This window comes from Amphibacillus sp. Q70, assembly GCF_052055485.1.
GTDB lineage: Bacteria > Bacillota > Bacilli > Bacillales > Amphibacillaceae > Amphibacillus.
On record NZ_CP197171.1, the window covers coordinates 2,770,157 to 2,784,334 of the forward strand.

Here is a 14,178-nt window from a genome sequence, read left to right on the forward strand (position 1 = left end):
TTATTTATGTTAAAAAGAACAATTACTGCGATTATCGCTATTCTATTGTTTTTTCCATTTGTTATTTTTGGTGGATGGCCATTTTATTTAGTGATGCTACTTATCGCATCAATCGGCCTATATGAATTGTTGAAAATGCGCAAAATGACAACTTATAAATTTCCATTGATCTTGACGATCGTGTTATTGTGGACCTTATTATTACCGACGTTAACGATAGAGGGATTTACTTTTCCAGCGATAAGTCAAATGGATATTGTATTCATAACTGCATTATTATTATTAGCTTATACCGTTTTAGTAAAAAATAAATTTACCTTTGAAGATGCCAGTTTCATGCTGCTGGGTGCTATTTACATAGGACTTGGCTTTCACTATTTTATTGTTATACAGGAGATTGGATTGCAGTATATTTTCTATGCGATTGTTGTTATACTTGCTACAGATGTCGGGGCATACTTCTCTGGCAGCCTATTTGGTAAACATAAATTATGGCCAGAAATTAGCCCGAAAAAGACAATTGAAGGAGCAATTGGTGGTGTTATACTAGCCGTTATTGTCGGGACGGTTTTTCATTTAATCATCCCCGTACATGATTCAATTTTAATGGTCATCATGGTCTCGTTATTTGCAAGTATCGTTGGACAAATAGGTGATTTAGTAGAGTCTGCTTATAAACGATATTATGGGGTTAAAGATTCAGGTCATTTACTGCCAGGGCATGGCGGTATCTTAGATCGATTTGATAGCTGGTTATTAGTTTTCCCGTTCCTGCATTTTATTCAATTTGTTGCATAAAGTAGAGGGGTGAGTTTTTGAAGAAAGTGACTTTACTAGGAGCGACTGGTTCGATTGGGCGACAAACCTTAGCGGTTATTCGCGCACATCGTGATCAGTTTTCCATCTATGCATTGGCCTTTGGAAAAAACATCAAAATGGCCCTTCCATTAATAAAAGAATTTGCACCTGAAAAAGTGGTCGTTCAGGATGAAGAAACGAAAGCTAAGCTTAAGCCCTTAGTCACTCATGTGAAGATCCAAGTGGGTTTATCGGGTTTAATTGAAATAAGTACAGAACCTAAAGTGGATCTGCTTGTCAATGCGATAATCGGACGGGTGGGTTTAGAACCAACCCTTAAAGCCATTGAAGCAGGAAAAACAATTGCTATTGCCAATAAAGAAACTCTTGTAACGGCGGGCCATCTCGTGACTCATTTAGCGCGTCAGCATCAGGTTGATCTATTACCTATTGATAGTGAGCATTCGGCTATTTTCCAATCTATACAGGGTGAGAAGCATAATCCTATAAAAAAAATCATTCTTACAGCATCGGGTGGAAGTTTTCGTGATCGGACGAGAGAAGAGTTAGTTCACGTGACTATTCAAGATGCGTTAAAACATCCAAATTGGTCAATGGGTAAGAAAATAACGATTGATTCAGCAACAATGATGAATAAAGGTTTAGAAATTATTGAGGCACATTGGTTATTTAACTTAGACTATGATAAAATTGATGTTATTTTACATAAAGAAAGTATCATTCATTCTATGGTCGAATTTGAAGATAAAAGCGTTCTTGCTCAAATGGGACAATCTGATATGAAGATTCCAATTCAATATGCATTAACATATCCCAATCGCTTGCCATTAACAGCATCGGAATCACTTGATCTAACATCGATTGGAAAACTTCATTTTCAAAAGTTGAATTTTTCTCGCTTTCCCTGTCTGCCTTTAGCCTACCAAGCGGGCAAACATGGCGGGACGTACCCAACCGTTTTAAATGCAGCAAATGAACAAGCTGTGTCATTGTTTCTAGCTGAGCGTATATCCTTTTTAGATATTGAATATTTAATTGAAACAGCCTTGTCAGGACATGATAAAATTGATGATCCTGACTTAGCGACGATTCAGCAGATTGACGTAGAGACCAGAAAAAAGGTACTTGAACAAATATAAGGTAGGATGAAGGAGTGGGACTTTAATGAACACAATTATTGCGTTTATACTCATGTTTGGCTTAATTGTTTTTGTTCATGAATTTGGTCATTTTATTATTGCTAAAAAAACGGGTATGCTCGTCAGAGAGTTTGCCATCGGCTTTGGACCGAAGATTTTTTCAATCAAGAAATCAGAAACCTTATATACTATTCGGATTCTACCGATGGGTGGATATGTCCGAGTAGCAGGAGATGACCCTGAGATCATTGAATTAAAGCCCGGGCAGCATATTGGACTCACTTTCAATGATCAGCAAAAGGTTCAACAGATTATTATTAATAATAAAGCGAAGTATCCAAATGCTCATGTGATTGAAGTTGAAAGTGCGGATCTTAGCCATGATTTAATTATCAAAGGTGTTTTAGTTGGTGAAGAGCAGTTAATGAGTTATCCAGTAGCAGAAGATGCTGATTATGTAATGGATGAAACAGCAACTCAGATCGCTCCATATAATCGTCAATTCGGATCGAAGAACAAACGACAACGAGCGATGCAGCTATTCGCAGGTCCCTTGATGAACTTTGTTTTAACTGTTATCTTATTTTTTATTCTTGGAGCAGCACAAGGAATACCTGTCGAAGAAGCTAGGTTAGGTGAAATCCAACCGAACAGTCCAGCTGAGACGGCGGGTTTCCAAACAGGTGATGAAATTCTTTCAATTAACGATCAATCTATTTCACAATGGGTTGAATTTCAAGCAATCGTTCGTGAAAGTCCTGAACAAGAGCTAACGATGGTTGTGGATCGTGCAGGTGAACAACAAGAGTTAAATGTTATGCCAAGGACAGAACAAATTGAAGATATAACAGTTGGCCAAATTGGAGTCATGCCATATGTTGAAAAATCATTAGCCAAGGCAATCCCATTTAGTATTACTGAGACCTATGAATGGTCTAAGATGATTTTTGAGAGTGTCATAATGTTGGTTACCGGCCAATTTTCGATTGATATGTTAGGTGGACCTGTTGCGATTTATGATGCAACAGACCAAATTGTTCAAACTGGCTTTTGGAACTTTATTAACTGGACAGCTGCTTTAAGTGTTAACTTAGGGATTATCAATCTATTACCCTTACCAGCACTTGATGGGGGCCGTTTATTATTTATCGGCATTGAAGCTGTTCGAGGCAAACCGATTTCGAGCGAGAAAGAAGGGCTAGTACATTTTATTGGTTTTGCTTTATTAATGCTGTTAATGATTATCGTCACGTGGAATGATATCCAACGTTTATTTATGTAAGGGAAATGAAGTAGAAAAAGGTGGATAAGAAATGAGACAAAGTAAAACATTGATTCCAACATTAAAGGAAACGCCAGCAGACGCAGATACAAGTAGCCATAAATGGTTACTACGGGCAGGTTATATTAGGCAAAATTTCTCTGGTGTCTATAGCTTTCTGCCTTTAGGCAAGCGTGTTCTTGATAAGATAGAAGCCGTTGTACGTGAGGAAATGGATAAGATCGGTGCAAATGAAATGCTAATGCCGGCTTTACAATCAGCTGATTTGTGGAAAGAAACAGGTAGATGGGATAAAATGGGCGAAGAATTAATCAGATTACATGATCGCCATGATCGCGAATTTGTGCTTGGTCCTACTCATGAAGAAATCATAACTAGCATCATTCGCGATGAAATAAAAAGTTATAAAAAACTTCCTTTAACTCTCTATCAGATTCAAACAAAGTTTCGTGATGAGCGTCGCCCGCGATTTGGTTTATTAAGAGGACGCGAATTTATTATGAAAGATGCTTATTCATTTCATGACTCAGAGGAAAGTTTAGATCAGAGCTATCAGGAGATGTATCAAGCCTATAGTCGGATCTTTGAACGATTAGGACTAAATTTCCGTGCAGTGATTGCTGATGCAGGAGCAATGGGGGGAAAAGATACCCATGAATTTATGGCTTTAGCTGAAGTTGGCGAAGATACGATTGCCTTTTCGACTGAATCGAATTACGCAGCTAATATCGAAATGGCAGAAGTTCTTGATACGTATCAAGTGTCAACAGAAGAACAAAAGCCTTTAACAAAAGTGGATACACCTAATCAAAAAACAATGCAAGAAGTAGCTGATTTCTTAAATCATGACTTAGATCAAGGGATGAAATCCTTATTATTTAAAGCAGATGACGATTATGTTTTAGTGGTCACAAGAGGAGATCATGAAGTTAATGAAATTAAACTTAAAAACCTTTTAAATGCAAATGATGTGGCATTATTGACTGAGGATGAAGCCTTTGAATTAATGCAAGCGTCATTTGGTTCGTTAGGTCCAATCGGTGTCCCTGAGAAAGTAAAAGTGATTTGTGATTTAGCTGTTCGATCGCTAGCTAATGCTAGCTGTGGAGCTAATCAAGAGGGAGTTCATTATATTAATGTCAATCCATCACGTGATTTGCCAGAGGCAGAGTATGCAGATGTACGCTTTATTAAAGAAGGAGATCCTTCTCCAGATGGTCAGGGTATCATAGAATTTGCTGAGGGAATCGAAATTGGACAAGTTTTTAAATTAGGTAAGTTCTATGCTGAGAAATTAGGAGCCAGTTATTTAAATCAGCAAGGAAAAGCAGCGACAGTTACCACAGGCTGCTATGGGATTGGTATCTCTCGTACGATGGCCGCGATTGTCGAACAGTTTCATGATGAAAGAGGGATCACTTGGCCGGCCCATGTTGCTCCTTACCAGATTCACTTACTCGTCTTAAATAATAAAAAGGCTGAACAACGAGAGCTGGCAGATCAAATTTATCAACAACTTAAAGATGCAGGCTATGATGTGTTATATGATGATCGTGATGAACGAGCGGGTGTTAAATTTGCTGATAGTGATTTGATCGGAATTCCTTATCGAATTACAGTTGGTAAGAAAGCAAACGAAGGCATTGTAGAGTGTAAAGTTCGTCAATCAAATGAACAAGAAGAACGACATCAAAGTGAATTATTAACCTATTTTACAGATGTATTTAATTAATCATCAGCCCTTGTCAAAGATTTAGACAAGGGTTTAACCATTTAACTTTTAGCAGAATTATCACAGATAATCGTCCGTAAAACTTGGGGCAATACGACGTCGGTCACGCAGGCGTTACACACGATGTGGTGGTTTTAGCCTGTGATCCTTCCTAATAGAGAAAAGAAATAAATCTATTGACGGAGGAGGTCAGGTGAGCTAGTGTCCTGATTCACTTAACTAAACAAATGTTGTCGATGGGGAGATCACTACGGTGGGATGATTACCCGCACTAAGGAAGGCTACGACGTATTTGCAAGATTAGCAAAACTTGGCTCATCGCCAAATCTTTATGGCGAATGCCGTCGTTTGACTTAGACGATCGCCAATAAAATTTGATCATGCAAGAATAAGTACCTTACTTATTCTGAGCCCCACTCCCAATCAGTGTCCCCACTGATTAAAGTTTCGTTTTATAGTAGAAAATCTATCTCGTCTGGAGGGAAGGAAATGAGTTTATCCAGTCAAGAAAAAATGAAAGTTTTGTTAGAGCAAATTAAAATAGATCAAAGTGATCAACAAAATTACTTTAATCAAGCTCAATTGCAAAAGTTAGAAGTATTTAAAAAAGAACAACGATGGTATTTCCATTTTAAGATCGAAAAAATATTACCGATCCAAATCTTTCGACTCTTTCGGTTGAAATTACAAGAAGCCTTTTCTTTAATTGCGGCAGTAGACTTCTCAATTGTATATGATGAGCAGACATTGGATGGAGAGGACATGTGCAATTATTGGCGTGATTTTATTGAATTAGAGCCTAATTTGTCACCCGCCTATGCTGATTTATTAAAAAATCATAAACCTAGTGTTGATGGTCAAAAGTTAACGATTAAGACGAGAAATGAAACAGAGGCAACAGTGATTAAAAATCGCATTACGCCAGCCTATAAACAATATTGTCGAAAAAACGGTTTACCACACTGGCAACTTGAGTTCATCACTGAAGCCGCGGAAGATCATTTGGCTAAATTTAACGAGCAAAAGGCTTTAGAGGACAAATTACTCGTTAAGCAAGCGATGGAAGATAAACGAACAAATCAAAAAGATAAACAGCCTAAGAATGAACCTGTTATGATCGGCTATTCCATTAAAGAACCCGCGATTCCAATGAAAGATATTTTCGAAGAAGAGCGTCGTGTGATTCTACAAGGTTATATTTTCAATGTTGATATAAGAGAGTTGCGTTCAGGACGTCATTTATTGATTATTAAAATGACTGACTATACGGATTCCTTTACCGTAAAAATGTTTTCTCGAACGGATCAAGATCAAGAGAAATTTAAATCGGTTAAACCGGGAATATGGGCTAAAGTTCGTGGGAGTATTCAAACAGATACCTTTTCTAATGAATTGGCAATGATGTTAAATGATTTAAATGAAATTAAGCATGAAATGAAAAAAGATTTAGCCAAAGAGAACGAAAAACGTGTCGAATTACATAGTCATACGATGATGAGTCAAATGGATGCTGTTGTTTCCGCTTCGAATCTCGTTGAGCGAGCAGCTAAATGGGGACATTCTGCTATTGCTATTACAGATCATGCTGTTGCCCAAAGCTATCCAGAAGCACATGCGGCTAGTTTAAAACATGGTATCAAAATGCTCTATGGTGTCGAAATCAATTTAGTTGATGATGGGGTGCCCATTGCCTATAATGAAGCAAATCTCAATTTACAAGAGGCAACTTATGTTGTGTTTGACGTTGAAACAACAGGATTGTCTGCTGTTTATGATACGATCATTGAATTGGCGGCTGTAAAGGTTAAAAATGGAGAGATTATCGATACATTTGAACGATTTGCTAATCCGCATCAGCCTTTGTCGCAAACGATTATCGATTTAACAGGTATTAATGATGAGATGCTAAAGGATGCACCAGAGGTTGAACAAGTATTAACAGATTTTCATGACTGGATGGATGATGGTATTTTAGTTGCTCACAATGCCAGTTTTGATATGGGATTCATTAATCAAGGGTTTGAAAAAATTGGGATGGAAAAAGCAAAAAATCCAGTAATTGATACATTGGAATTGGCTCGCTTTATATTGCCACAGCTTAAAAGTCATCGATTAAATATTTTGTGTAAACATTATGGTATTGAACTAACGCAACATCACCGAGCGATTTATGATACTGAAGCGACAGCTTATCTGCTTTGGAAGCTAATCAAAGAAGCTGAAGAAAAAGAAATTACCAATCACAATCAATTTAATAAACATATGGGAGAGGGGAATGCCTATCAAAGGGCTAGACCTTACCATGCGACTTTACTGGCTAAAAATGAGATTGGCTTAAAAAACATCTTTAAATTGATCTCACTGGCACATATCGATTATTTTTATCGAGTGCCACGGGTCCCGCGTTCTAAACTCACAGCTCATCGTGAAGGTATTTTAGTTGGCTCTGCTTGTGATAAAGGCGAAGTATTTGAAACGATGATGCAAAAATCAGCAGAAGAGGCTGAAAGAGTAGCGGAATATTATGATTATATTGAAGTGCAACCCCCAGAAAACTATTATCCATTAATTGATCGTGAACTTGTTCAGAATGAAGCACAAATATATGATATTATTCGCAACTTAGTTGATTTGGCTGATCGATTAAATAAAATATGTGTTGCTACTGGCAATGTACACTATTTAGATAAGCAGGATAAGATTTATCGGAAGATTTTAGTGAAGTCACAAAACGCTAATCCTCTTAGTCGACAAACCTTGCCAGATGTTCCGTTTCGAACAACTGATGAAATGTTAACTTGTTTTGACTTTTTAGATGATAAGAAAGCGAAGGAAATTGTTGTTGACAATACCCAAGTGATTGCCGATCAAATCGATAACATTAGCCCAATTAAAGAAGATCTTTATACACCAAATATTGATGGAGCAGATCAGGAAATTCGAGAAATGAGCTATGACTATGCCCACCAATTATATGGTGAAGAATTACCTGATATTGTCGTTGAGCGAATGGAGAAGGAACTTAAGAGCATTATTGGTCATGGATTTGCTGTTATCTATTTAATTTCACATAAATTGGTTAAAAAATCACTGGATGATGGTTATTTAGTGGGTTCTCGGGGGTCAGTCGGTTCATCTTTAATTGCTACATTTACTGAAATTACTGAGGTTAATCCATTGCCACCACATTACTTGTGTCCAAAATGCTGTCATTATGAGTTTTTTGATGATGGTAAATATGCCAGTGGTTATGACTTACCTGATAAGAATTGTACTGAATGTGGCACGACGTATCAAAAAGAAGGTCAAGATATTCCATTTGAAACGTTTTTAGGCTTTAAAGGGGATAAAGTCCCCGATATTGATCTTAACTTCTCAGGAACTTATCAACCAACTGCACACAACTATACGAAAGTACTATTTGGTGAAGATAAAGTATTTCGAGCAGGAACAATTGGTACCGTTGCTGAAAAAACAGCATATGGCTATGTTAAAGGGTATGGAAATGATCATAACCTCCATATCAAAAATACGGAAGTTGATCGATTAGTTAAAGGTTGTACAGGAGTGAAGCGAACAACTGGACAGCATCCAGGTGGGATTATTGTTGTTCCAGAGGATATGGATATCTATGACTTTACACCGATTCAATATCCAGCAGATGATCGGAATTCAGAATGGAAAACGACTCATTTTGATTTCCATTCCATTCATGATAACTTATTAAAACTGGATATCCTTGGACATGATGATCCGACCATGATTAGAATGCTCCAAGATTTAAGCGGAATTGATCCGAAAACACTGCCGACTGATGATCAAGAAGTGATGAAAATATTTTCATCACCGGAAGTTTTAGGCGTGACAGCTGAGCAAATTATGTGTAAAACAGGAACCTTAGGCGTACCTGAATTTGGTACCCGCTTTGTTCGTCAAATGTTAGAAGATACTCATCCGAAAACTTTTGGTGAACTTGTCATAATATCTGGTCTATCGCATGGAACGGATGTCTGGCTGGGTAATGCGCAAGAATTGATTAATCAAGGTATTTGTAAGTTACCAGACGTTATTGGTTGTCGTGATGACATCATGGTTTATTTAATGCACCGGGGATTAGAAGCCTCATTAGCCTTTCAGATTATGGAGTCTGTCCGAAAAGGGAAGGGTCTGCAAGATGAATGGGTAATTGAAATGAAAAAGCATGATGTCCCTGATTGGTATATTGATTCATGCCGAAAAATAAAATATATGTTCCCGAAAGCCCATGCTTCCGCTTATGTTTTGATGGCGATTCGAATTGCTTATTTTAAAGTTCATCATCCGATTTTTTTCTATGCTGCTTATTTTACTGTTCGTGCAAGTGATTTTGAACTTGATACAATGATCAAAGGTTCAAACGCGATTCGCCAGCGAATTGAAGAGATTTATGCTAAGGGAAACGATGCTTCACCGAAAGAAAAAAGTTTGGTTGTTGTACTAGAAATTGCTTTAGAAATGAATGAACGTGGTTTTTCATTCGGCAAAGTTGATCTCTATCAATCAAGTGCAACAGACTTTCTTGTCGACGGAGATAAACTGATTCCACCGTTTAATGCGATCGATGGACTCGGTACAAACGCAGCCTTGAATATTGTTAAATCAAGAGAAGAAGGCGAATTCCTATCTAAAGAAGATTTACGAGAAAGAAGTCGTATCTCTAAAACCGTGCTTGAATATTTAGATAATCATGGTTGTTTAGCAGGTATGGAAGAAAAAAATCAACTATCATTGTTTTAAATCCATTAACGCATGTTCTCAAAAAATGGGTTGTACAATATATAGCGTTGGTGAGTAAAAAAACAGAACTCATTGACGCTATATTTTTATTTAAATATTTTATGATTTGTCTCATTTATAACTCACGTTATAAACCCGCAGTTAGCCGAACCTTCGCGTTCCATGGGCACGACCTCAGCTAGCTAAGAAAAGCTTAAAAAGCTTTTCTTAGCGGATCTTCGGACGCGTGCTGTTCCCATAGGAGTCTACGGTTCGGCTAACTGCTAATCATCAAATCGTCCGATTTGTCGCAGATCAATTTGTGATGGATGATTCATATTTTTAAATTTAAATATAGAAAACAAGTGAGTTTCCCTTTAGAATTGAAGTCGACTAAAACCATAATCCTGGGAGGGAACTCACTTGTCTACTTGTAATGATATAAGCTTTCTGATCGATGTTCAAGATGAAAATATAACTTTTTCACCTGGTTGTGTGACACTCGGTGAATACAACGGGAAGCCGTGTAAATTTATTAGTGGTGAATTGACTTATGACCCAACCCATTGTGAAAAGTGTGGGATCAAGAATGAAAACTACGTCGTGATTAGAAATGGGAAACAAACATCTAGGATTACCTTGCCAATGGCGGGTACCTCATTAACCTTTCTTAAACTAAAGAAACAGCGTTTTTTCTGTAAAGCGTGTCGGAGTAGTTTTATGGCTAAAACCTCAATTGTTGAAACAAGCTATCGGAACTTTTATAATTATAAAAAACGCATTATGATCCATTTCAAATTCAAAGCAATCGAAACAAAGTCATTAAATAATAACCAAAAAGAATCACGAATCAAAGCAGCCTAACGGCTACTTTGATTCGTGATAAACAACTAAATATATGTTGGCTAAAATTCCTCACCAACGTTACTTGACGTAGAACCAAAAAATGAGAGCATGCGTTTTTTACGATATAATGACTTATGTCGTTAAAACTAGCTCCTCTTGTGGATGTATTAAAGACAGGTGTGGGGGTGCCGACTGATAAGGTTGATCCAATCAGATATTTCTGAATTGGAAATCTCTCGACATCTTTCATACTTCACTCCCCCTATCTTATACCAAATTACCATCAATTATAGTATAATATGACATATGTCATATAAATTTAGAAAAGCTCTACGGTGTGCAAAAAAAGTCTCATTTTCCTACTATTTTAGTAGGAACGATAAATACAATGATTGAATTGAAGCTCTAGCATTTATTAATTAACGAGATGTTTCAGATATAATATATTTAAAGGTGGCATTTATCATGCAAGCAGCCGTACTGTATTTAAGAAAGAAATCAGAGACATTAAAAAAAGTTCAAAAGAGTGAAGTGAGATTATCTTACGTGACAACAATAGACTTAAAAGCTTTTCAGTTGAATTCTGGTCCGGTTGATAACCTGTGAAGCGAAATATAAGGTTGATGATGATGAAGAAAAATATTAACTTACTCCTATTTATCTTTATAACAATTTTATTTGCTGTTTACTTAATCTCTCAAAACTCAAATCCTCATATGGGCATACATGTGGCGAAAAACGAGCAAGATGATTTTTATGTTACAGGTTTAGCTGAACTGGGTTGGGGATGGAGCAATGAAATTGAATCCGGAGACGTTATTAAATTGATTGATGGAGAACACCCAGCCAACAATAAGATCGTTGATCAATATAGTAGAATCGAACAAGCCCAAACCATGACAGTTAATCGAAATAGGGTGGAGAGGACTTATCAAATTGATTATTCAACTATTACGTTACAACAAGTTCTCTTTTATTTGGTGTTGCCGATCTTATACTTTGTGCTAGCTACGTTGTTGAGTTTAACCTTGTATCGAAATTATACAAATAAAAGTGCATTTGTCTTAATCTATTTCATGCAACTATTAGGTGTGGGTTATCTCGGTTCAAGCTTATCGGTAAAACTTTTTCCAATTGGTCTAATGACAGTAGATTTTACCTTATTAATCGCTCCGATTTTGTTTCTACATTTCATCTATGATTATATGAAGGAAAAAGGCATCGTATGGTTCTCAAGGAAAATACTCTATTGGCTCTATCTTTTTACCCTGCTTATTTTTATCAGCGTCACTTTTGAACTGATTCAACTTCCGACTAAGCAAGTATTATTAGCGGTCTTTATGATGATTATCACTATTATTAGTTGGTTATTATTTAAAGGATTCAAGCTAGCCAAGACAGAAGATCGTGATTTACAATCTATGTATCGTATGATGTTAAGGACGCTTATGATTGCTATTGCACCATACACCTTTTTATATGCTCTTCCCAACCTGATTTTAAATACTAGTTTTATTCGGTCTGAATTATCGATTGCTTTTATTTTCTATCTCCCAATTATCTTTTTATACTTATTAACGACTGGGAAAATGTACTTGATAAAAATTCATATTAAACAATTGAGTTACTATCTTGTTTTAGCTTTTATCTTTACATTGCCGCTATCAGGGCTCTATTATCTTTTAGCGAAACCGGAATTTCAGTTCTCAACTTTCGGTCTATCTTTTATACCCATATTTAGTATTCTTTTAATTGGTTTATACGTTAAAAATTATTTAGATAGGCGGTTAAGAGTTACTTTATTCGTTGACAAAAATTATTATCAGGAAAGTCTTTATCGTTTTAGTGAACATTTAAAAGATCAAAATAATACAGTTAGTATATTAAGAGCTTTTCAAAGAGAGATAGAAGATGTTTTAAATGCAGAGGATGTCAGGTATTATCAAATGGATCAAGGAAGGCTTTTAGATACTGCAGAACAAAGTTACCAAGCCCTTTTGAAAAAAATACAGCCAAAGCAACTTCATGTCGGGAAAATTATCCAGTCAGGGCGGACGTGGTGCATAACTGTTGGGCGAAAAGCCAATGATGATGTACTGTTTTTTGGTACCCTTGCTGATGGAAGACGCTTAAACAGTGAGGAACATGAATGGCTTGCTACACTTGCTTACTATACGAGTGTGTCACTAGAAAATATGGCGAAAATTGAAGATTTATTGATTCAATTAAGTCAAAATCAAGCCTCGCAGTCAAATTGGATCAATCGATTAATTTTTAATTGGTCAGAGAATGAACGTAAAAAACTGGCTAGTGATATACACGATTCTTTTCTCCAAAAGGTGATTCTTTTAAAACGAAAGATTGATGATAATCACTTGTTTAGTAAGGATTCAAGTAGAAAAGCGTTGGAGCAAGATTTTGAGGATATCATTTTCGATATTAGAGAAACATGTCGAGAGTTAACTCCACCCCTTTTGATGGAAGTAGGTTTAGAAGCTGCATTAAGAGAGTTAGTCAAGAAGTGTAATTTAAGAACCAATATTCTATTCACGATGAGAATAACAGATTTTTTCAATGAAAATCTATTAAGCTCTGAATACAAACATATGATATTCAGAACGATACAAGAATTATTCAATAATGCAATCAAGCATTCGCATGCTGATAAAGTAACTATTACATTAAGCATAACAGAAGAGCAGTTTGAGCTCATTTACTTTGACAATGGTGTAGGACTACCAGAAAAAAATCATCAAGAAGTCGAAAAACAAATGGGGCTGATTGGAATAAAAAATCGGATTGAAAGTTTTGGTGGCATGATTCTATTTCATACTGAACCAAAATCTAATAAGGGATTAGAAATGGTTACCAAAGTGCCAATAACTGATGTCTAATAAGTGGATTAAAATAATCGAGTGACAGAGGAGAGGAAACGCATTGATTAATATATTAATTGTTGATGATCATCAACTCGTTGGCGAAGGGACAAAACAAATGCTCGCTAGTGAACCAGAGTTTAATGTTAAAGTGGTTGTTTCAAGTCAAGAAGTTAAGGAACTTGCCAAAGACGAAAGGTATGATCTTTACATCATTGATTTAAATATGCCTGAAAAAAATGGTTTACAACTATCAACTGAAATCTTATCAATTGATCCAAATGCTAAGATATTAATATATACTGGGCTTGATATTTCACCATATTTTAATCATTTGATTGACCTAGGTGTTTCAGGTTTTATTAGTAAAACTTATACTAAAGAGCAACTTATTCGCTCAGTTTGGTCCATTACTGAAGGTTTTTCTCTAATTCCAACAGAACTCATTTCCCAACTCAGACAGACTGATAGCGAGGTACAACTTAAAGATGGTAAGACAATTTCTATAACAGATGTAGAAAAGAAAGTCATGTTTCAGGTAGCTGAAGGCTTGCGAAATGATGATATTGCAGTAAATTTATCTATGAGTAAAAGAAATGTAGAGAGATATTTAACAGATTTATTTAAAAAACTTCAAGTGAGTTCAAGGCAAGAAGCGATTAAGAAGGGTAGGAAATTGGGATTGATACCTGAGGTTCTAATTTGAGAGACGAATTCATCTTCAACAAT

At 36.3% G+C, this 14,178-nt stretch carries 9 protein-coding genes; all 9 read left to right on the forward strand.

Annotated features, from left to right (window positions below):
• Window positions 1–6 precede the first annotated feature (6 nt).
• The 9 genes from ACS127_RS12330 (at window position 7) to ACS127_RS12370 (ending at window position 14,155) form a co-directional block, all read left to right on the forward strand.
• Window positions 7–798 (forward strand): phosphatidate cytidylyltransferase, encoded by a 792-nt coding sequence (locus ACS127_RS12330; RefSeq protein ID WP_440895345.1) that lies wholly within the window; start codon window positions 7–9, stop codon window positions 796–798.
• 17 nt (window positions 799–815) lie between these two features.
• Entirely contained in the window at window positions 816–1,958 is a 1,143-nt protein-coding gene (dxr, locus tag ACS127_RS12335) for a 1-deoxy-D-xylulose-5-phosphate reductoisomerase (RefSeq protein WP_440895346.1), read from the forward strand.
• Window positions 1,959–1,983: 25 nt separating this feature from the next.
• Window positions 1,984–3,240, forward strand: a complete 1,257-nt coding sequence (gene rseP / locus ACS127_RS12340; protein ID WP_440895347.1) for an RIP metalloprotease RseP — start codon at window positions 1,984–1,986, stop codon at window positions 3,238–3,240.
• Window positions 3,241–3,271: 31 nt separating this feature from the next.
• Window positions 3,272–4,972 (forward strand): proline--tRNA ligase, encoded by a 1,701-nt coding sequence (locus tag ACS127_RS12345; protein ID WP_440895348.1) that lies wholly within the window; start codon window positions 3,272–3,274, stop codon window positions 4,970–4,972.
• A gap of 489 nt (window positions 4,973–5,461) precedes the next feature.
• Window positions 5,462–9,748, forward strand: coding sequence for a PolC-type DNA polymerase III (locus tag ACS127_RS12350; RefSeq protein ID WP_440895349.1), 4,287 nt, complete (start codon window positions 5,462–5,464; stop codon window positions 9,746–9,748).
• Window positions 9,749–10,150: 402 nt separating this feature from the next.
• Complete coding sequence (locus ACS127_RS12355; protein ID WP_440895350.1) at window positions 10,151–10,591, forward strand: transposase family protein; 441 nt, start codon at window positions 10,151–10,153, stop codon at window positions 10,589–10,591.
• A gap of 447 nt (window positions 10,592–11,038) precedes the next feature.
• Window positions 11,039–11,179, forward strand: coding sequence for a hypothetical protein (locus ACS127_RS12360; protein WP_440895351.1), 141 nt, complete (start codon window positions 11,039–11,041; stop codon window positions 11,177–11,179).
• Window positions 11,180–11,202: 23 nt separating this feature from the next.
• Window positions 11,203–13,467: a sensor histidine kinase gene (locus tag ACS127_RS12365; RefSeq protein WP_440895352.1), complete on the forward strand. Its 2,265-nt coding sequence runs from the start codon at window positions 11,203–11,205 to the stop codon at window positions 13,465–13,467.
• 43 nt (window positions 13,468–13,510) lie between these two features.
• On the forward strand, window positions 13,511–14,155 hold the full coding sequence (locus ACS127_RS12370) for a response regulator (RefSeq protein WP_440895353.1): 645 nt from the start codon (window positions 13,511–13,513) through the stop codon (window positions 14,153–14,155).
• Window positions 14,156–14,178 lie beyond the last annotated feature (23 nt).

Bases quoted from the DNA above. Each gene is read 5' to 3' on its own strand.
- ACS127_RS12330 (WP_440895345.1), top strand. From the start codon at position 7: ATGTTAAAAAGAACAATTACTGCGATTATCGCTATTCTATTGTTTTTT.
- rseP (WP_440895347.1), top strand. From the start codon at position 1,984: ATGAACACAATTATTGCGTTTATACTCATGTTTGGCTTAATTGTTTTT.
- ACS127_RS12345 (WP_440895348.1), top strand. From the start codon at position 3,272: ATGAGACAAAGTAAAACATTGATTCCAACATTAAAGGAAACGCCAGCA.
- ACS127_RS12350 (WP_440895349.1), top strand. From the start codon at position 5,462: ATGAGTTTATCCAGTCAAGAAAAAATGAAAGTTTTGTTAGAGCAAATT.
- ACS127_RS12360 (WP_440895351.1), top strand. From the start codon at position 11,039: ATGCAAGCAGCCGTACTGTATTTAAGAAAGAAATCAGAGACATTAAAA.
- ACS127_RS12365 (WP_440895352.1), top strand. From the start codon at position 11,203: ATGAAGAAAAATATTAACTTACTCCTATTTATCTTTATAACAATTTTA.